This window comes from Niveispirillum irakense DSM 11586, from assembly GCF_000429645.1.
GTDB lineage: Bacteria > Pseudomonadota > Alphaproteobacteria > Azospirillales > Azospirillaceae > Niveispirillum > Niveispirillum irakense.
The window spans coordinates 465,765-484,565 of sequence record NZ_AUCG01000016.1; the positions used below are offsets into that span (position 1 = coordinate 465,765).

The 18,801-nt window shown below is 62.7% G+C and carries 19 protein-coding genes; 7 read left to right on the forward strand and 12 right to left on the reverse strand.

The window, feature by feature from the left end; all coding sequences use genetic code 11:
• Positions 1–75: 75 nt before the first annotated feature.
• The 5 genes from G473_RS0105650 to G473_RS0105670 form a co-directional block, all read right to left on the reverse strand.
• Positions 76–1,767, reverse strand: coding sequence for a methyl-accepting chemotaxis protein (locus G473_RS0105650; RefSeq protein ID WP_051329915.1), 1,692 nt, complete (start codon positions 1,765–1,767; stop codon positions 76–78).
• 277 nt (positions 1,768–2,044) lie between these two features.
• Positions 2,045–2,758: a tRNA (guanine(46)-N(7))-methyltransferase TrmB gene (gene trmB / locus G473_RS0105655; RefSeq protein WP_051329916.1), complete on the reverse strand. Its 714-nt coding sequence runs from the start codon at positions 2,756–2,758 to the stop codon at positions 2,045–2,047.
• An 89-nt stretch (positions 2,759–2,847) separates the two neighbouring features.
• Positions 2,848–4,017, reverse strand: coding sequence for a methionine adenosyltransferase (gene metK / locus G473_RS0105660; RefSeq protein WP_029012305.1), 1,170 nt, complete (start codon positions 4,015–4,017; stop codon positions 2,848–2,850).
• 128 nt (positions 4,018–4,145) lie between these two features.
• Positions 4,146–4,598 (reverse strand): helix-turn-helix domain-containing protein, encoded by a 453-nt coding sequence (locus tag G473_RS0105665; protein WP_029012306.1) that lies wholly within the window; start codon positions 4,596–4,598, stop codon positions 4,146–4,148.
• A gap of 391 nt (positions 4,599–4,989) precedes the next feature.
• Entirely contained in the window at positions 4,990–5,412 is a 423-nt protein-coding gene (locus tag G473_RS0105670) for a winged helix-turn-helix transcriptional regulator (protein ID WP_084437650.1), read from the reverse strand.
• A gap of 81 nt (positions 5,413–5,493) precedes the next feature.
• Here G473_RS0105670 and G473_RS0105675 point away from each other — a divergent pair, with 81 nt between their 5' ends.
• Complete coding sequence (locus G473_RS0105675) at positions 5,494–6,105, forward strand: FMN-dependent NADH-azoreductase (protein ID WP_029012308.1); 612 nt, start codon at positions 5,494–5,496, stop codon at positions 6,103–6,105.
• A gap of 72 nt (positions 6,106–6,177) precedes the next feature.
• Here the strand turns inward: G473_RS0105675 and ilvD are convergent, their stop codons facing one another.
• Positions 6,178–8,037: a dihydroxy-acid dehydratase gene (gene ilvD / locus G473_RS0105680; protein ID WP_029012309.1), complete on the reverse strand. Its 1,860-nt coding sequence runs from the start codon at positions 8,035–8,037 to the stop codon at positions 6,178–6,180.
• 125 nt (positions 8,038–8,162) lie between these two features.
• Positions 8,163–9,416, reverse strand: coding sequence for an MFS transporter (locus G473_RS0105685; protein WP_084437651.1), 1,254 nt, complete (start codon positions 9,414–9,416; stop codon positions 8,163–8,165).
• 135 nt (positions 9,417–9,551) lie between these two features.
• On the opposite strand from G473_RS0105685, the gene xth reads away from it, so the two are divergent.
• Positions 9,552–10,346 carry an exodeoxyribonuclease III gene (gene xth, locus G473_RS0105690; RefSeq protein WP_029012311.1) on the forward strand — a complete coding sequence of 265 codons (795 nt, stop codon included), beginning with the start codon at positions 9,552–9,554 and terminating at the stop codon, positions 10,344–10,346.
• Between the two features lie 73 nt (positions 10,347–10,419).
• Here xth and pheS read toward each other — a convergent pair whose 3' ends face one another.
• The 5 genes from pheS to rpmI form a co-directional block, all read right to left on the reverse strand.
• Complete coding sequence (gene pheS / locus G473_RS0105695; RefSeq protein ID WP_029012312.1) at positions 10,420–11,496, reverse strand: phenylalanine--tRNA ligase subunit alpha; 1,077 nt, start codon at positions 11,494–11,496, stop codon at positions 10,420–10,422.
• A gap of 30 nt (positions 11,497–11,526) precedes the next feature.
• A complete protein-coding gene (locus G473_RS30625; protein WP_161630946.1) occupies positions 11,527–11,700 on the reverse strand; it encodes a type II toxin-antitoxin system VapC family toxin in 174 nt (57 codons plus the stop codon).
• A gap of 240 nt (positions 11,701–11,940) precedes the next feature.
• The gene (locus tag G473_RS0105705; protein ID WP_035705419.1) at positions 11,941–12,183 is read right to left on the reverse strand and encodes a FitA-like ribbon-helix-helix domain-containing protein; all 243 of its coding nucleotides are present in this window, start codon (positions 12,181–12,183) and stop codon (positions 11,941–11,943) included.
• Positions 12,184–12,325: 142 nt separating this feature from the next.
• Positions 12,326–12,691: a 50S ribosomal protein L20 gene (gene rplT, locus G473_RS0105710; RefSeq protein ID WP_029012315.1), complete on the reverse strand. Its 366-nt coding sequence runs from the start codon at positions 12,689–12,691 to the stop codon at positions 12,326–12,328.
• A 12-nt stretch (positions 12,692–12,703) separates the two neighbouring features.
• Positions 12,704–12,904 (reverse strand): 50S ribosomal protein L35, encoded by a 201-nt coding sequence (gene rpmI, locus G473_RS0105715; protein ID WP_029012316.1) that lies wholly within the window; start codon positions 12,902–12,904, stop codon positions 12,704–12,706.
• A 183-nt stretch (positions 12,905–13,087) separates the two neighbouring features.
• On the opposite strand from rpmI, the gene G473_RS0105720 reads away from it, so the two are divergent.
• From G473_RS0105720 to holA, 5 genes are all read left to right on the forward strand, one after another.
• The gene (locus tag G473_RS0105720) at positions 13,088–13,537 is read left to right on the forward strand and encodes a DUF488 domain-containing protein (RefSeq protein ID WP_029012317.1); all 450 of its coding nucleotides are present in this window, start codon (positions 13,088–13,090) and stop codon (positions 13,535–13,537) included.
• 192 nt (positions 13,538–13,729) lie between these two features.
• The gene (locus tag G473_RS0105725; protein WP_029012318.1) at positions 13,730–14,257 is read left to right on the forward strand and encodes a DUF3576 domain-containing protein; all 528 of its coding nucleotides are present in this window, start codon (positions 13,730–13,732) and stop codon (positions 14,255–14,257) included.
• An 84-nt stretch (positions 14,258–14,341) separates the two neighbouring features.
• Entirely contained in the window at positions 14,342–16,930 is a 2,589-nt protein-coding gene (gene leuS, locus G473_RS0105730; RefSeq protein WP_029012319.1) for a leucine--tRNA ligase, read from the forward strand.
• Between the two features lie 293 nt (positions 16,931–17,223).
• Positions 17,224–17,736: an LPS assembly lipoprotein LptE gene (gene lptE, locus G473_RS0105735; RefSeq protein WP_035705422.1), complete on the forward strand. Its 513-nt coding sequence runs from the start codon at positions 17,224–17,226 to the stop codon at positions 17,734–17,736.
• A gap of 8 nt (positions 17,737–17,744) precedes the next feature.
• Positions 17,745–18,776, forward strand: a complete 1,032-nt coding sequence (gene holA / locus G473_RS0105740; RefSeq protein WP_029012321.1) for a DNA polymerase III subunit delta — start codon at positions 17,745–17,747, stop codon at positions 18,774–18,776.
• Positions 18,777–18,801: the final 25 nt, after the last annotated feature.

Consider the following 18,801-nt stretch of genomic DNA (forward strand, 5'->3'; position numbering starts at 1 on the left):
GGAGGGGAAATCCACATCAAAAAGCCCCGCCGGATCAACCGGCGGGGCTGGATAAAACAGTCCGGAACAGCGTGATCAGGCGGCGATCAGCGTCTTGACGAACTTGTCCACTTCCACATTCAGCACCTGCGACTGACGGGTCACGTCGGATGCCGTGTCATGCACCATGGTGGCGGCCCCGCCGGTGTTGGCAGCGGATTCGCTGACCCCCTGCACCGCGTTGCAGACGGCCTGGGTACCATTGGCCACATCCTGCACCCGGCGGGCGATTTCGTTCGTGCTGGCCTGCTGTTCCTCGATGGCGGCGGCCAGCGCCGTCGTGATCTCCCCGATCTTGTCGATCGTATAGGCGATGCGGTTGATAGCGCTGACGGCAGCCCCGGTTTCGCGCTGGATGCTGGCCACCTGGGCGGCGATATCCTCCGTCGCCCTGCCGGTCTGGGTCGCCAGGGTCTTGACCTCGCTGGCCACCACCGCGAAGCCTTTGCCAGCCTCCCCGGCGCGGGCCGCCTCGATCGTCGCATTCAGCGCCAACAGGTTGGTCTGGGCGGCGATACCCTGGATCAGGGTAACAACCTCCTCAATCCGGGTCGCGGCGCCCTGCAAACCATCCATGGTGCGGGTGGTTTCGGTCGCATCTTCCACCGCATTCCGGGTGACATTGTTGACCTCCACCACCTGCCGGGCGATCTCCGCGATGGAAGCATTGATCTCTTCGGTCGCGGCGGCCACGCTCTGAACACTTCCGGCGGATTCATTGGAGGCCTGGGCCACTTCGGAAGCCTGCCCGGCGGCAGACTGGGCCGCGGCAGTCAAGCCTTCAGCACTGGTACGCATATCCTGGGCCGAGGTGGCCAGGGCGGCGGACACTTCGCCCAGCTTGGTGGCAAAGGCAGTGGTCATGCGTTCCAGTTGCTGGCGGCGCTGTTCCTTGGCCACCTGCTCGGCCTGCTGTTCGGCAGCCATGCGGCGGCCATCCTGCAGGCGAGCCTTGAAGACATCCAGCGCATTGGCGATGTGGCCGATCTCGTCGCCCCGGCCCGTTTCCGGAACAATGGCATCATAATCGCCACCGGCCAGGGTCTGCACCGTGTTGGTGACACGGGTCAGCGGGCGAGTCACCTGGCGCGACACCATCCAGGAAGCGAAGCTGACCGACGTAAAAATGCCGATACCCGCGATGATCAGCATCAAGTTGCGCTCGGTGTTGGCGAAGGCATCCAGTTCGGTGATTGTGCTATCGACATAGGCGACCTGCTGCTGCGACAGCTTGATCATCACATCGTTGAAGGCCTTGCGGTTGGCGCGGTTTGCATCATTGTCGCCGATCACGCGGGCGGCATCGGCACCGCCCTGACGGCCGGCCTCCATCATGTCGGTACGGAAGCGGATAAATTCGCGGCCACGGGCAATGGCATCGCGCATGTCGGTTTCCACCGCTGGGTCGATCACCGCCTCGTAAGCAGCCAGACGCTTATCCAGCGTTGCCAGGCTGGCCGTCATGGTCTTGGCGAATTTTTCCAATTCCGCCGCGTCGCGGGCCATGTAAATGCCCCGGCTATCCATCACGACGGCGTTGATCAGGCCGTTGATCTGCTCGGACAGGACCGCGCGTTGACTGGCGGCACCCATCTTTTCCACTTCGCGCTGATAAATAGTCAGCGACTGAACGCCGAGAACCACCATAACGACAGCAACAAGCGTCAGGAAAGCGACAGCCAGATTGACCTTGATGGTAATTTTCATGTCCCGGAAATTCAACATCATACCCTCCTGACATCCCCAATACTGGCCGTTGCGACAAGCGAACAGGCAGATTTCACTCCACCCACAATGCCACAGGAGAGGATTTTAACCAGATATGCAGAGGGTTATGTCGGAAAGAGCGGCTCGCTCTTCGAAATCAAATAGATAATATTTAATGATTGTGTTTGAGAATTATTTTTACTACCCACAAAAACAGCCCAGATTATCGCCGAGACGTTCCCCTATGACCGGACAGGTCCAGCCATAGGGGAAATAAGCCCCGTTTCCATCACGCTCTTCAACGTGGACGACGACGGAACCGCAGGAAAACAGGACGACACCCCGTCAGCATTTTCTGCTCATACCGGGTTGCGGGCCAGTCATCCGGCCGGGTCCGCCAGTCGGACGGCCCTTGGGCCATCCACTCGAAATCCGGATGGCGCCAGGTATGTTCCAGCATCCAGCGGGCGAGTTGCATATCATCCGATGCCAGGCGCAACTCAGCACCGTCTTTCAGCACGCGCGACAATCGGGGCAGATTATCCGGACCAATAAAACGGCGGAAGGCATGACGGGCCTTGGGCCAGGGATCGGGGAACAGCACAAAGGCCCGGCCAACCGACGCATCGGGCAGGGCATCCAGAATGGGGCGCGCATCGTCCGGGACCACACGGATATTCCGCTGCCCCCCCTGCTCGATATGTTTCAGCAGGGAAGAGACGCCATTGATGAAGGGTTCACACCCGATAAAACCGATATCCGGATTGCGTTCGGCCTGCCACGCCAAGTGCTCACCACCGCCAAAACCCACTTCGAACCACAGGTCGCGGACCGGCTGGTCGAACAGGCTGGCAGGATCCAGACGGCTGCCATCCTTGGGGGCCTCCACCTTCAGGCCGGGCAGCAGCGTCTCCAGCAATTCAAGCCGGCCCTTACGCAGCGGTCGCCCCAGGCGGCGGCCATACAGGACCTTACGGTGCGGGATGTCGTTGCTGTCGGCGCTGTCGGACATGGCTCTATAAACTCAAAGAAAAGGATCGATAAATGGCAAACGGCCCGCCCAAAAGGGCGGGCCGCTGTGCGTTACCGCAGACCGTGCGATCAGGCGCCGAAGGCGGACTTCAGATCGGCAACCAGATCGGTCTTTTCCCAGCTGAAACCACCATCATGGTCCGGCTCGCGGCCGAAATGGCCGTAAGCCGCGGTCCGGGCATAGATCGGCCGGTTCAGCTTCAGATGCTCGCGAATACCGCGCGGGCTGAGGTTCATCAGTTCACGAAGCACGTCGGACAGTTTGTCCTCATCCACGCGACCAGTGCCGGCGGTGTCGATATAGACCGACAGCGGATGGGACACGCCAATGGCGTAGCTGAGCTGGATGGTGCACTTGTCGGCCAGACCGGCGGCAACGACATTCTTGGCCAGATAGCGCGCGGCATAAGCGGCAGAACGGTCAACCTTGGTCGGATCCTTGCCCGAGAAGGCGCCACCGCCATGCGGGGCCGCACCACCATAAGTGTCCACAATGATCTTGCGGCCGGTCAGGCCGGCATCACCATCGGGACCGCCAATGACGAAACGACCCGTCGGGTTGACGTAGAAGGCGTCCTCCGGGCACATCCAGCCTTCCGGCAGCACGCCCTGCACATGACGGCGTACCGTCTCGCGAATTTCTTCCTGGCTGACGCTTTCGCTGTGCTGGGTGGACAGCACAACGGAGGTGGCGCCCACCGGCTTGCCATCACGGTACTGCAGGGAGAACTGGCTCTTGGCATCGGGGCCAAGCCACGGGGTTGCACCGGAATGGCGTGCCTCCGCCAGACCTTTCAGCAGCTTGTGGCTGTAATAGATCGGCGCCGGCATCAGGGCCGGGGTTTCGGTGCAGGCATAGCCGAACATGATGCCCTGGTCGCCGGCACCTTCGTCCTTGGCACCAGCCGCATCGACGCCAACGGCAATGTCGGCGGACTGCGCATGCAGGTGAACCGAAACCTCAGCGGTACCCCAGTGGAAACCATGCTGCTCGTAACCAATGTCGCGCACAGCGGCGCGGGCCACATCTTCGACCTGCTTCAGCAGTTCCCCGGGGCCACGCACTTCACCTGCGATAACGATCCGATTGGTCGTCGCCAGTGTCTCGCACGCAACGCGTGCATAGGGGTCATGGCTCAGATAGAGATCGACCACCGCATCGGAGATCCGGTCGCAGACCTTGTCAGGATGGCCTTCGGACACGGATTCGCTGGTAAAAACGTAATTCGATTTGGCCACTTGCGACGCCTCGGTTGGAAGGGGTTGGCACGAATGCAAAACACACTGCCCCGAAAACCTCAGAGCAGTGTGTTTGTCGCAATCTTTTGTATATCCGTCAAGCCGGCCCGCCTGACCCGCATGGCGGATCAGACTGTCTCGGAAGCGTTGGCAACCGCCTTGGTCAGTTCAAAAATGCGCTTGCGCACGGACGGGTCAGTGATGCGGTAATAGGCGCGCACCAATTCCAACGTTTCGCGCTTGGCCATCGGGTCCGGCTCACCGGCTTCCGGCATCGGGGTGGGCGCCGGATCGGCCGCTTGTCCGTCCTGGCTCTGCATATCGTCGAAGAAGAAAGAAACCGGTACGTCCAGCACGCGGGACAGGTCGAACAGGCGGGAAGCGCCAATACGGTTGGCCCCACGTTCATATTTCTGCACCTGCTGGAATGTCAGGCCGATGGCCTCACCCAGCTTTTCCTGGCTCATCCCCAACAGGGTACGGCGCAGACGGACACGCGAACCGACATGGACATCAATCGGATTCGGCTTACCGAGCTTGGGACGACCGCCACCACGACGGCCACGGGTTGCGGTTTGCATTTGAACAACCTCCGGGTTGGAACTGAGCCAATCCTGCGACATACGTTTGCATGCCGTCAAGCTATTAACCCTATTCTTCGGGATGATAAGGGCTTCAGTTGGAGCAACGCGGCAATGCAGAAGGCTGAAGACAGTCTGTCTGATGCCCAAAAGGCAACTGAATCATGGCTTTTTTAGCGACAAATCCGCAAACCACCAAAGTGCCATTTGGTCACATACCCCTTCGCTCATATCGCCTTTTGGGCGACATGAGCTTGATTAGAAGACGAGAAATCGAGGGCAATAACGAGAAAGCTTCTCGCCCAGCACCACCATCAGCGTTCAATTTCAGGCTGTTATGCAAATCCCCCCTCCGCCCGAAATGGAAAGGACATGAAGGGCACCCGTAAAGTCATCCATCCAGATGTTGAATATCCGTATCAAATATCCGGCGTGCTTCCATGATGGTTGCCGCATTGGCATTGGCCCAAGCACCAAGATGGCGCACCGGCTCCCCCAGTGACCGGCCAAGGTCCGTCAAGGCGTAATCCACCCGGGGCGGTACGGTGGGATAGACCGTCCGTGTCACCAGCCCGTCGCGTTCCAATCCCCGTAATGTCAGCGTGAGCATCCGCTGGGAGATACCCCCGATCATCCGTTTCAGTTCATTGAAACGCCGGGGCCCGTTTTGAAGCAGCATGACAACCAGAACGGTCCATTTATCCCCGATCCTGGCCAGCACATCGGATACGACCGTGCAATTATTGGGGTCATGCCCGGCCGCAACCGCCGCCAGCAGCGCCTGCTCGGGCACATTTTTGTGCCTGGGTTTCAAAAATGTGCCTCCTTGCGGGGGTTTAAGGTGGGCACCATCCTAGCCCTGGTTACAAAACCATACCAGGATTAAGGTGTTTCCATGATGATCCTTCACATAGACAGCAGCATCCAGGGTGAGCAGTCAGTCAGCCGGAAATTGACAGCAGCAGCAGTTGCCAGCCTGCGGCGGCAGCAACCGGACGCGACTGTGATTTATCGCGATGTCGTGGCCAACCCCGTGCCCGCACTGACCCTGCCGGCGATGCTCAGCATGCCGGCGGCACAAGGGGCGGAACCAGCCGAAGTCGCTGATCGGGCGCTGGGGGAGGAGGTGCTGGCGGAATTCCTTGCCGCGGACACCATCATCATCGGCGCCCCGATGTATAATTTCTCCATCCCGGCACAGTTACGCGCCTGGATTGACCGGATTATCGTTGCCGGTCGCACCTTCGCCTATGGGGAAAAGGGGGTGGAGGGGCTGGCTGCCGGGAAAAAGGTGATTGTTGCCATCAGTTCCGGTGGGGTCTATGCCCCGGCAACAGCAATGGCTGCCTTCGACCAGAATGAGCCCTTTCTGCGTACCATCCTGGGCTTTATCGGTATCCGCGACATCACGTTCATCCGCGCGGGCGGTATCGCCATGGGGCCGGAAGCCCGCGCACAGGCCGAAGCCACCGCCCTGGCCGAGATCGAAACATTGAAGGCGGCCTGAGACTGTCACGCAAACCATGAACCCGTGGGCGCGGGCGCTTCCGCGCCCACGGGTCACGTCTCTGCGGCGCTTTTACTTCCGCCGATAGAGCTGGCTCACATCGCGCACGGCACCCTTGGCGGCTGACGTGGTCAGGGCGGCATAGGCCTGCAACGCCTGGGAGACATAGCGTTCGCGGGGAGCGGTGGGCTTCCAGCCGTCCAGGCCCTTGGCATCCATGGCGGCGCGGCGGCGGTCCAGTTCGGCATCGGTCACATCCAGGTGGATGCGGCGGTTGGGGATGTCGATCAGGATCAGATCGCCTTCCTCCACCAGACCGATGGTGCCGCCCTCGGCGGCTTCCGGGCTGGCATGGCCGATGGACAGGCCCGACGTGCCGCCGGAGAAGCGGCCATCGGTGATCAGCGCGCAGACCTTGCCCAGCCCCTTGGACTTCAGATAGCTGGTCGGGTACAGCATTTCCTGCATCCCCGGCCCGCCCTTCGGCCCTTCATAGCGGATCAGCACCACATCGCCGGCCTGGATGCGGTTGCCCAGGATAGCGGAAACAGCCGCATCCTGGCTTTCAAACACGCGGGCAGGTCCACTGAAGGTCAGCGCCGAGGCATCCACGCCGGCCGTCTTCACGATGCAGCCTTCTTCGGCCAGATTGCCGAACAGCACGGCCAGACCGCCATCCTTGGAGAAAGCGTGTTCAACCGAACGGATCACACCCTTGGCCCGGTCGGTGTCCAGTTCCTGATACCGGCTGGCCTGGGAGAAGGCGACGGTGGTGCGCACGCCGCCGGGGGCAGCCTTGAACAGCGTCTGCACATCCGGGTCGTTGCTGACGGCAATGTCCCAGCGGGCCAGCGCATCGGCCAGGGTCGGCGCATCCACGCGCTTGGCATCGGTATGCAGCAGGCCGGCGCGGGCCAGCTCGCCCAGGATGGACATGATGCCGCCGGCGCGGTGCACATCTTCCATATGCACATCGGCCACGGCGGGGGCGACCTTGCAGATATTGGGCACGCGGCGCGACATGCGGTCAATGTCGGCCATGGTGAAATTCACCTCGCCCTCATGGGCGGCAGCCAGCAGGTGCAGCACGGTATTGGTGGAGCCGCCCATGGCGATATCGAGGGCAATAGCGTTTTCAAACGCTTCAAACGTGGCGATGTTGCGCGGCAGCACGCCCGCGTCATCCTGGAAATAATAGCGGCGGGCCAGATCGACGATGGTGTGACCAGCCTGCACGAACAGGCCCTTGCGGTCGGCATGGGTGGCCAGCACGGTGCCATTGCCGGGCAGGGCCAGCCCCAGCGCCTCGGTCAGGCAGTTCATCGAATTGGCGGTGAACATGCCGGAGCAGGAACCGCAGGTCGGGCAGGCCGACCGTTCGATCACCTTCACATCCTCGTCGCTGTACTTGTCATCGGCCGCCGCCACCATGGCGTCGATCAGGTCGATGGCGATTTCCTTGCCCTTCACCGTCGCCTTGCCGGCCTCCATCGGGCCGCCGGACACAAAGATGGTGGGGATGTTCAGGCGCAGGGCCGCCATCAACATGCCGGGCGTGATCTTGTCGCAGTTGGAAATGCACACCAGCGCGTCGGCGCAATGGGCATTCACCATATATTCCACCGCATCGGCGATCACCTCGCGCGACGGCAGGGAATAGAGCATCCCGTCATGGCCCATGGCGATGCCATCATCCACGGCGATGGTATTGAATTCCTTGGCAATGCCGCCCGCGGCCTCGATCTCTCCCGCCACAAGCTGGCCCAGATCCTTCAGATGCACATGGCCCGGCACGAACTGGGTGAAGGAATTGGCAATGGCGATGATCGGCTTGCCGAAATCCTCATCCTTCACGCCGGTGGCGCGCCACAGGCCACGGGCGCCGGCCATGTTGCGGCCATGGGTGCTTTTGCGGGAGCGGAGCTGAGGCACGGGGGCTATCCTCTGGGCAACAAGATTTCAAAAGTGTTGGATTGTTGGATATAAACATATGCATGGGCGGGAGGGGCCGCATCCAACATTCCTGCAACCCGTGTATGACGGTAATCATCAGCCGGTCAAGCGATGCCCGCCATCGCCCGTCGGCGGGCCAGGGCGACCGTCACTTCATGCAGGCCGATCAGCATGACCATGCCCAGCACCAGCCATAGCGGCAGCACCCCCAGCCCCCAATGCTGGGCCAGCCAGCCCAGGGCACCGGGGATCAGGGTAGAGCCCAAACCCGCCGCCATCATCTGAAACCCCACGGCATGGGGGGCGATGGCATCGCCCACCCGGCCAGGCGTCAGCGAAACCAAGGTGGGGAATGTGGGGGCCAGGCCGAAGCCCAGCCCCAAAGCCGCCGCCATGCCCAGCGACGGCGTGGGGAACCAGATGAAGATCAGGGCGGAAGCAAACGCGATGACCAGCCCCACCCGCAGCGTCTTCAACGGATGCACACGCGCCGTGATCTGACCGAAAATCAGCCGCCCCGCCGTCAAGGCCCCCCAATAAAGCCCGGCAATGGTCCCGGCGGTGCCGACATCAATGCCGTGCAGGCGGGTCAACAGGGTGAACAGCCATTGCCCGGCGGCCATTTCCACCCCGCAATAGATCATGAACAGGCCGACATTCAGCCAGATCACCGGATGGCGCAGGGCCTGGGCAAAGGGGGCAACGGCCGGCAAGGGGGGCGCGGCACTGGCACCGGGCGCCGGCACCCTGCCCTCTTCCCATCGGCGGCGGGTCAGCAGGAACATCAAGGTCATGGCCGCCAGGACCACGGCCAGCAGCAGATACCCCATCCGCCACCCGGCCCCCAGCGTGATGCAGACCGTCATCATCAAGGGGCCAGCCGTTGCCCCCAGCCCCCAGGATGCGTGCAGCCAGTTCATGACGCGGGGGGAAAAACGCCGTGCGCCATAAAGATTGATGCCGGTATCGATCCCGCCGCTGGCCAGCCCCCCCAGGATGGCCGCCGGGATCAGCAGATAGAAGGACGGCGTGACGGCATAGGTCAGCAATGTCACCACCATGGCCCCACTGCTGACGGTCAGCACCATGCCCAGGCTGGTCCGCCGTACCAGCGTGCCGCCGGCCAGCCCGCTGAACAGATACCCACCGGTGGAACAGGCCAGCAGAATGCCCAGATTGCTGAGTGGCCGATCAAACGTTTCCCGGATGAAAGGCCAGGTCACCCCCGGCAGCCCGTCTGGCAGGCCCAGGCTGATGAAGGCGATGAACGCCATCGCAATCAGGGCCTTGGACAAGGGCGGGCTGGGGCGGGTCATCTTTTCGCCAGGGCTGCGGCCGGCCATGGGTAGCCGGGGCATGATACCGGTCCCGTCGCGGCACCGAACGGCAAAGCCGTATCATGCCCCAGCCAAGGACGGCAAGCCGGTGGACGCAGGGCCGTCGGCTTGGTAAAGCGATTAGAACTTTTCCCGAACGAAACCCGAGGCCATCCCGTGCGTATCGCCACCTGGAACATTAATTCCGTCCGCCTGCGCATCGATCTGGTGATGAAGCTGCTGGACGAACACGCGCCCGACGTTCTGTGTTTACAGGAAACCAAGGTGGTGGACGACGCCTTCCCCCGCAACGCCTTCAAGGAGCGCGGGTACGAGCATATCCATATCCATGGCATGAAAAGCTATAACGGCGTCGCCATCCTGTCGCGCCTGCCCTTTTCCTCCCATGATATCCGCCATTCCTGCGGCAAGGAGGATTGCCGCCACGTGCTGGCGACGCTGGAAAACGGGGTGGAGATCCATAATCTCTACATCCCCGCCGGCGGTGACATTCCCGACCCGGCGGTGAATGACAAGTTTGCCCACAAGCTCCAGTTCCTGGCGGAAATGCAGGAATGGTTCCTGGCCAACCGCCGCCCGGATCAGCCGATGATCCTGGTCGGCGACCTGAACATCGCGCCGCTGGAACATGATGTCTGGTCGCACAAGCAGTTGCTGGATGTGGTGTCCCATACCCCGATCGAGGTGGAGAAGCTGACCGCCCTGCAAAACAGCCTGAACTGGGTGGATGCGGTGCGCCATTTCGTGCCGGCGGACCAGAAGCTTTATAGCTGGTGGTCCTATCGCGCCGCCGACTGGAACGCCTCCAACAAGGGCCGCCGCCTGGACCATATCTGGGTGACGCCGCCGCTGGCGGGGGCCTTGAAGGGCCAGCAGATCCTGCGCGATGCGCGCGGCTGGGAGCCTAAGCCCAGCGACCATGTGCCGGTACTGGTCGATCTGGCGCTGTGACCCCCAGCATCCCATGAAAAAGGCCGCCGGTTTGATGCCGGCGGCCTTTTTCATGTCTGCGTGATACCGCCCGTCAGCGGGTCAGTCCCTGGGCCAGGTTGGGCTGGTCCAGCGGCACGAAGCCGTAATGCTTCAGCCAGCGCAGATCCGCCTCGAAGAAGGTGCGCAGGTCGGGGATGCCGTATTTCAGCATCGCCATACGCTCGATCCCCATGCCGAAGGCGAAGCCCTGGTACTTGGTGCTGTCGATGCCGCAATTTTCCAGCACCTTGGGGTGCACCATCCCGCTGCCGCCAATTTCCAGCCAGTCGCCGAAATTGCCCAGCTTCATCTCACCGCCCTTGCGGGCACAGCCGATATCGATCTCCGCCGACGGTTCGGTGAAGGGGAAGAAGCTGGGGCGGAAACGGATGGGCAGATCGTCGATCTGGAAGAAGGCGCGGCAGAATTCCAGCAGCGTGCCCTTCAGATGGCCCATATGGATATCTTCGCCGATCACCAGCGCTTCCACCTGATGGAACATCGGCGTGTGCGTCTGGTCATAGTCGGAGCGATAGGTGCGGCCAGGCGCGATGATGCGGATCGGCGGCTTTTCCTTCAGCATGGTGCGGATCTGCACCGGGCTGGTATGGGTGCGCAGCACACGGGCCCCGCCATCGGCATCCGGCGGCAGATAGAACGTGTCGTGCATCTGGCGGGCCGGATGCTCGGGCGGGATGTTCAGCGCCGTGAAATTATGGAAGTCGGTTTCGATATCCGGCCCTTCCGCCACGGTGAAGCCCATATCGGCGAAAATCGCCACGATCTCGTCAATCGTCTGGGTGATCGGGTGGATGCGGCCCAGGCTCTCCGGTCGGGCCGGCAGGGTCACGTCGATCCGCTCGGCTTCCAGCTTGGCAGCCAGTTCAGCGGTCTTCAGTTCCGCGCGCCGCGCCTCGATGGCGCTTTCCACAGCCGTCTTCACCGCGTTCAGCGCCGCACCGCGGGCCTTGCGCTCCTCCGGCGACAGGTTGCGCATATCGCCCATCAGCGCCGTGATACGGCCCTTCTTCCCCATGGCGGAGACGCGCACCTCTTCCAGGGCGGCGCTGTCGGATGCTGCGGCGATGGTGGCCAACAGGTCGGCCTGGAGCGTGTCGAGCGTGTCCATGATGGTTCCGATAAGACAATGAGACGGGCGTCAGCCCGGTTGGAATTCAATCAGCGGCGTGATGAGGTACGCCCATGAGGGGGAAGGTGACAAGGCCCGTATCTTCGCGACCAGCCTTGTGTCAGCGGTGATGAACGGTATCTCCCGCTGGATCGCTAAGGCGACATAGAACATGTCGTATGCGGGATGCCCGATCATCATCATCCGCCATCAAGGTCCGCGAAGGCACAACATTCAGATCAAGCTCAGCCAGGACCGACAAAGCCTCCTGGCCAAGCACCGCCGTCAACTCACCCCGCACCTGCTTCTTCCACAGGATATTGGCCATATCCGCGAAGAGCAGATCCGGCGCGGTCCGGCCGATATGAAGCAACGGCTCTGCCAAGGGGGAATCGGCCTCTGCCGTGGCGAGTTTGACCAGGACACTGGCATCTGGGACGCCCCTCACCGGTCGTCACCATCGCGATCTTCTTGCAGCAGAATTTCCGATGGTGTCCGGCTCATGCCTGCTGTGGCCCGCCGCAGGGCGGTTAAGCGGGCAATCATGTCAGGGCGCTGCCCCTGGGCCAGCGTCTGCGACAGGATGAATGCCACTTCCTGATCAACAGTACGGCCCGACCGGCTGGCCCGATCCTCCAGGCCCTTGATCAGGCTATCATCCAGGTTCGGGATAGTCAGCGATCCCATCACATGTCCCTCAAGGCTGATGGCCGTTCTGCTGAAATCTAGCACGAATCGGCAGCGCCATCGAAGACCTCAAGAAAAAAGGGGAGCCGACCTTGCGGCCGTCTCCCCTTTTCTCAAACCTTCCTGATTCCCTTGGCGGGTATCAGGCGGCCTGCTGCAGCGCGGCCTGGGCCTTGCCGCACAGATCCTTGAAGGTATCCGGCTCGCGGGCGGCGATGTCGGACAGGACCTTGCGGTCCAGTTCGATGCCAGCGCGCTTCAGGCCATGAACCAGCGTGGAGTACTTCAGGCCGTGCAGACGCGCACCGGCGTTGATACGCTGAATCCACAGACGGCGGAAATCGCGCTTCTTGTTGCGACGGTCGCGATAGGCGTAACGAAGCGCCTTTTCGACCTTTTCAATCGCAACGCGATAGCACTTGGAACCGCGACCCCGGTAGCCCTTGGCGAGCTTCAGGATCTTCTTGTGACGGGCGTGGGTGGTGACGCCCCGCTTAACGCGTGCCATAGGTCAGCCTCCTCACTTAACCCGCAGGAAATTCTCGGCGATCTTCTCGCCGTCGGCCTTGAACATAACGAACGTGCCACGTGCGTTACGCTTCATCTTCAGGGGGCGCTTGCTCATACCGTGGCGCTTGCCAGCGGCCTGGGCCTTCACCTTGCCGGAAGCGGTGAACTTAAACCGCTTCTTGGCGCCCGAATGGTTCTTCAACTTGGGCATTTTCGGTCCTTCTCAATCTATATGGACGGTGGGCATGCCCCGGGCATCGCGCCCGGCCGCGCCGTCCGATAGAGCGGGTGTGTATAGAGGAGGGGCGGTATGTTGACAAGGATTAAGCCGCGCGCCGCCGGCATGGCGGCCCGGATTCAATGAAAGGCCATCGATATGGGAAAGGCCCGGGATATGGAGCTGTTCACAATCGGATATGAAGGCGCTTCCCAGGCCGCGGTGATCGCGGCCCTGAAGGCAGCCGGGGTAAAGCGGCTGATTGATGTGCGGGAGCTGCCCTCCTCCCGCCGCGCCGGCTTTTCCAAATCGCCCCTGCGCGCCAGCCTGGAAGCGGAAGGGATCGCGTATCTGCATCTGAAGAAGCTGGGCACGCCCAAGGAAGGGCGGATCGCCAACCGCGCCGGGCGGATGGAGGAATTCTGGCGCATCGTTGATGAAGGCCTGGCCCGACCGGAAGCAGAATATGAACTGGCGCTGGCGGGGGAGTTGGCAGCATCCACCCCGTCTTGCCTGCTTTGCTTTGAAGCCGACCACCGCACCTGCCACCGGCTGGAGGTGGCGAACCGGATGGCAGGCAGCCGGCCTTTCGCCGTCACCCACCTGAGCCCCGATCCGGGCTTCTGATTTTCACGATATCGGGGCTGACATTCACGTCCCGAGATGCAATTTTCAGCCGACCGCGCCAGATTCCTGCCGCGATTTGCGTGTAACTGCTTGCACCGTCGCCCAAGACAAGCACCCGGCCTTGCCTAGCGCCGGCTTTTTTGCTCTAAGGGTGGCTCATTTCCCGCTTGTTGTTGCCAGGTGGCTAGCCCCATGTCCTTGCGTCCTCTGTCCTTGATCGGTCGTTCCGCCCTGTTGGGCACCCTGGCGCTGGGTTTGTCCGCGTGCAGCCTGATGAACAGCATCGGCCTGGGCTCATCGGAACCCGAAGCACCCGCCCCCAACCAGATCCTGCGCCAGAACAGCGAAGGCGTGGCCGGCATGAATGCCGCCGCCCGCCCCGCCGGCACGGTCGCCGTGAATGCCTATCTGTGGCGCGCCGCCCTGGATACGGTGGATTTCATGCCCATCACCCAGGCCGATCCCTTCGGCGGCGTGATCCTGACCGACTGGTACAGCCCGCCGGCCACCCCGTCGGAGCGGTTCAAGATCAATCTCTATATCCTGGACGCCGCCCTGCGCGCCGATGGCGTGCGCGCCACCGTGTTCCGCCAGGAACTGCGCAACGGGATCTGGGCTGACGCCCCGGTCACGGCGGAGACCAACACGCAGCTTGAAGAAAGCGTGCTGACCCGCGCCCGCCAGCTACGGCAGGCCTCGGTGGCTTCGCCCGCCGGCTGATAGAGTAGAAACGCCGGGCGGCAGCCCCTGTAACGGGTGACGCCGGCGAAGCGACACCCGTTACCCCTTCCAAGGCTGCCCCCGATGTCCCGCTATAACGTCCGTGAAACCGAAGCCAAGTGGCAGTCCGTCTGGGACGAGCGCCGCAGCTTTGCCGTCACCGCCGATAAGTCCAAGCCCAAGACCTATGTGCTGGAGATGTTCCCCTATCCGTCGGGGCGCATCCATATGGGCCATGTGCGCAATTACACCATCGGCGACGTGATCGCCCGCTACAAGCGGGCCAAGGGTTTCAACGTACTGCACCCGATGGGCTGGGACGCCTTCGGCCTGCCGGCGGAAAACGCGGCACTGGAGCGGAACACCCATCCGGGCACCTGGACGTACGAGAACATCAAGGCGATGCGCGCCCAGTTGAAGACGATGGGCCTTGCCATCGACTGGGAGCGGGAAATTGCCACCTGTAAGCCGGAATATTACCGGTTCGAACAGAAGATGTTCCTGGATTTCCTGAAGGCGGGGCTGGCCTATCGCAAGGAAAGCTGGGTCAACTGGGACCCGGTGGATAACACCGTTCTGGCCAATGAACAGGTGATTGACGGGCGCGGCTGGCGCACCGGGGCCCTGGTGGAAAAGCGCAAGCTGTCCCAGTGGTTCCTGAAGATCACCCATTTCGCTGACGAATTGCTCTCCGCCATCGGCACGCTGGACCGCTGGCCGGAGAAGGTCCGCATCATGCAGGAGAACTGGATCGGCAAGTCCCAGGGCTGCCGCTTCTTCTTCAACCTGTCGGGCAGCCATGCCGATCTGGAAGTGTTCACCACCCGGCCCGACACGCTGTTCGGTGCCAGCTTTGTGGCCATCAGCCCCAACCATCCGCTGGCGGCCAAACTGGCAGAAGATGATGCCGGCTTGGCCGAGTTCATTGCCGAATGCAACCGCATGGGCACCAGCGAAGCCACGCTGGAACAGGCGGAAAAGAAGGGCTGGCGCACCCCGGTGACGGCGGAACATCCCTTCGTCAAGGGCTGGCACCTGCCGGTCTATGTCGCCAATTTCGTGCTGATGGAATATGGCACGGGGGCGATTTTCGGCTGCCCGGCGCATGACCAGCGCGATCTGGATTTCGCCCGCAAGTACGATCTGCCGGTGAAGCCGGTGGTAGTGCCGGCCGATGCCGATCCCGCCAGCTTCCAGGTGGGGAGCGAGGCCTATGCCGGCCCCGGCCTGTTGCGCAATTCCGACTTCCTGGATGGGATGGAAGTGGAAGCCGGCAAGAAGGCCGCCATCGCCAAGATCGAGTCCCTGGGCCGTGGCCAGGGCACGACCATGTTCCGCCTGCGGGACTGGGGCGTGTCGCGCCAGCGTTACTGGGGCTGCCCGATCCCCATCATCCATTGCCCGGATTGCGGCGTGGTGCATGTGCCGGAAGACCAGTTGCCGGTCACCCTGCCGCCAGACGTGACCTTCGACCAGCCGGGCAACCCGCTGGCCCGCCATGCCACCTGGAAGCATGTGAAGTGCCCCAGCTGCGGCAAGGATGCCGAGCGGGAGACGGACACGTTCGACACGTTTATCGAGTCGAGCTGGTATTTCCTGCGTTTCGCTGACCCGCGCAACGAGCAGGTGGCCTTCGACAAGGAACTGGTGAAGTACTGGCTGCCGGTCGATAATTATATCGGCGGCATCGAACATGCCGTGCTGCACCTGCTCTATTCCCGCTTCTGGACGCGGGCCTTGTCCCATGTCGGTTATCTGGACCTGCCGGAACCGTTTGGCGGCCTGTTCACCCAGGGGATGGTGACGCACGCGACGTTCCAGGATGGTGACGGCAAATGGATGTTCCCGACCGACGTGGAAATCCAGGGCACGACGGCAAAGAAGATTGCTGACGGGTCGCCGGTGACGGTCGGCCCCGTCATTAAGATGTCGAAGTCGAAGAAGAACGTCGTCGACCCGGAAGGCATCATCGGTTCCTACGGTGCCGATGCCGCCCGCCTGTTCATGATGTCCGACAGCCCGCCCGACCGCGATCTGGAATGGACCGAGGCTGGCATTGATGGCGCCTGGCGCTATATCAACCGGCTGTGGCGTCTGGTGACGGAACCGGGCTTTGACCTGCCCGCCGCCAACAGCGCCCTGCCGAACAGCTTCAGCGCCGATGCGACATCCATCCGCCGCGCCGCCCATAAGGCAGCCGCCGGCGTGGGGGAAGATATCGAGGGCTATCGCTTCAACAGTGCGGTCGCCAAGCTGCGCACCTTCACCAATGCTTTGGGCGATGCCTTGTCCAAGCTGGCCGCGAAGAAGGGCGCCGTCGGCGCTGACGAAGCCTGGGCCGCGCGCGAAGCGCTGGAATATATGGCGCAGATCGTACAGCCGGTGATGCCGCATCTGGCCCAGGAAATGTGGGCCGAGTTGGGCCATGCCGACCTGCTGGTGGAACGCAACTGGCCGGTGGCCGACCCGTCGCTGGTGGTGGATGACAGTGTCACCATCGGTGTGCAGGTGAATGGCAAGCTGCGCGCCACGCTGACCCTGCCGCGTGACTGCGCCCAGGACGTGGCCCAGGCCGCAGCCCTGGCCGATGCCAATGTCCAGCGCGCCCTGGAAGGCAAGGAACCGCGCAAGGTGATCGTGGTGCCCAACCGCATCGTCAATATCGTGGCGTGATGGGGCTAGGGGCCGGGCAACCGGCCCTTGTTATGTAATTGCTTTTCCTGCGTCATCCCGGCGAAGGCCGGGATCCAGGGGCCATAATCACAGACCTTGAAGCTGTGTTGAATTCTGTCGAGAGGTCGGGCCAACGGCCCTGGATCCCGGCCTTCACCGGGATGACGGAAATGAAGATGGCAGGATGTGGTGAAGCAAACTAAGAGGCCATACCCAACCACCCATGGCCGCCGCCCCCCATCCACGTTAGACTGCGCCGCCCATTGAGGGTCCCCAGAGGGAACGATTACCCCATGTCCAAACGCCTGATCGCCGCCGCCCTGATCGCCCTGCTGCCGCTGGCCGGCTGCGGGTTCCAGCCGGTTTATGGCACAAGGGCGGGCGGGGTTGCCGCCGGCCAGTCCCTGGCCCAGGTGCAGATCGACCCAATCCCGGAGCGCAACGGGCAGGTGCTGCGCAACAACCTGATCGACCGATTCTATACCGATAGCCGGCCGTCCGATCCGCGTTACCGCCTGTCCATCGCCCTGTCCGCGGTGGAAGAAGAATTGGGCATCCAGAAGGATGCCACGGCCACCCGTGCCCGGCTGCGGCTGCAGGCCAATTACGAACTGATCGACAATACGAACAGCCAGGTCGTCTATCGCACCAGTTCACGCTCTGTCGTGTCCTACAATCTGCTGGACAGCCAGTTTGCCGTGCTGGCCAGCAAGCAGGATGCCTATGATCGCGGCCTGACCGAACTGGCGGAGGATATCCGCTCCCGCCTGGGGCTTTACTTCGCCCGCGAGTCGGAAAAAGGCTGATCCGGCCAATGAAGGTCCAGCCCCGCAACGCCGACGCCTTTGCCAAAAAGCCCCCCGCCGCCACGCGGGTGGTTTTGTTCTATGGCCCTGATAGCGGGCTGGTGCGGGAGCGGGGCAAGGTGGCGGCCCAATCGGCCTGTCCCGACCTGGGCGACCCGTTTCGTGTCAGTGACCTGAAATCCGATCAGGTGGCGGGCGATGCCGCCCGGCTGGCGGACGAGATGGCCGCCATCGCCCTGACCGGTGGCCGGCGCGTGGTGCGCATCCGCGACGCGGATGAGAAACTGGCCCCCGTGCTGGCCGGCCTGTTGAAGGGCATGCCCCCCGGCGACACGCTGCTGGTGCTGGAAGCCGGGGAGTTGGACGCCCGGTCCAAGCTGCGCAAGCTGGCTGAGGATGCGGGCGACGAGGCCGCCTCCATCGCCTGCTATGTGGAGAGCGAAGAGGAACTTGCCACCACCATCGGCCGGATGATGGTGGAGCATGGAATGCAGATCGACCCGGACGCGCGCGACTGGCTGGCCGGCAATCTGGTGGGCGACCGGTCCATGGCACGGGGCGAGATCGACAAGCTGGCCATCTATATGCTGGGCGCCAAGCGGGTGACGCTGGAGGATGTGCGCGCCGTGATCGGCGACAGCGCCGCCCTGGACCTGGATGAGCCGGCCCTTGCCGCGGCGGGGGGCGATCTGGCGGAAGTGGACCGGTCCTTACGCCGGCTGTTCGCCGACGGGACCGCCACCGTTGCCATCCTGCGGGCCGCCCAGCGCCATTTTCAGCGGCTGCATCAGGCCGTGGCCCATGTCGCCCATGGTCAGACGCCGCAACAGGCGGTGAAGTCGCTGCGCCCACCGGTCTTTTTCAAGATGGAAGCGGAAATGACGGCGCAGGTCCGCCGTTGGACCCTGCCGCTGCTGGCTCAGGCCCTGACCCGCCTGATGGAAGCCGAAGCTGATTGCAAGCGCACCCATCTGCCGGACGAAACGATATGCGCCCGCGCCTTTTTCCAACTGGCGCAACTGGCCCGCCGGGGCGGCTGAAGCCACCCGGACGGGCTGATGCGAT

What these genes read in the sequence shown, in the direction of transcription:
- G473_RS0105650 (WP_051329915.1), bottom strand. Translation starts at nt 1,767, where the DNA reads ATGATGTTGAATTTCCGGGACATGAAAATTACCATCAAGGTCAATCTG.
- lptE (WP_035705422.1), top strand. Translation starts at nt 17,224, where the DNA reads ATGTCCAAACGCCTGATCGCCGCCGCCCTGATCGCCCTGCTGCCGCTG.
- G473_RS0105725 (WP_029012318.1), top strand. Translation starts at nt 13,730, where the DNA reads ATGTCCTTGCGTCCTCTGTCCTTGATCGGTCGTTCCGCCCTGTTGGGC.
- G473_RS0105665 (WP_029012306.1), bottom strand. Translation starts at nt 4,598, where the DNA reads ATGCAAACCGCAACCCGTGGCCGTCGTGGTGGCGGTCGTCCCAAGCTC.
- G473_RS0105720 (WP_029012317.1), top strand. Translation starts at nt 13,088, where the DNA reads ATGGAGCTGTTCACAATCGGATATGAAGGCGCTTCCCAGGCCGCGGTG.
- G473_RS0105685 (WP_084437651.1), bottom strand. Translation starts at nt 9,416, where the DNA reads ATGCCCCGGCTACCCATGGCCGGCCGCAGCCCTGGCGAAAAGATGACC.
- pheS (WP_029012312.1), bottom strand. Translation starts at nt 11,496, where the DNA reads ATGGACACGCTCGACACGCTCCAGGCCGACCTGTTGGCCACCATCGCC.
- trmB (WP_051329916.1), bottom strand. Translation starts at nt 2,758, where the DNA reads ATGTCCGACAGCGCCGACAGCAACGACATCCCGCACCGTAAGGTCCTG.
- holA (WP_029012321.1), top strand. Translation starts at nt 17,745, where the DNA reads ATGAAGGTCCAGCCCCGCAACGCCGACGCCTTTGCCAAAAAGCCCCCC.
- rplT (WP_029012315.1), bottom strand. Translation starts at nt 12,691, where the DNA reads ATGGCACGCGTTAAGCGGGGCGTCACCACCCACGCCCGTCACAAGAAG.
- leuS (WP_029012319.1), top strand. Translation starts at nt 14,342, where the DNA reads ATGTCCCGCTATAACGTCCGTGAAACCGAAGCCAAGTGGCAGTCCGTC.
- G473_RS30625 (WP_161630946.1), bottom strand. Translation starts at nt 11,700, where the DNA reads ATGATGATGATCGGGCATCCCGCATACGACATGTTCTATGTCGCCTTA.
- G473_RS0105675 (WP_029012308.1), top strand. Translation starts at nt 5,494, where the DNA reads ATGATGATCCTTCACATAGACAGCAGCATCCAGGGTGAGCAGTCAGTC.
- G473_RS0105705 (WP_035705419.1), bottom strand. Translation starts at nt 12,183, where the DNA reads ATGGGATCGCTGACTATCCCGAACCTGGATGATAGCCTGATCAAGGGC.
- rpmI (WP_029012316.1), bottom strand. Translation starts at nt 12,904, where the DNA reads ATGCCCAAGTTGAAGAACCATTCGGGCGCCAAGAAGCGGTTTAAGTTC.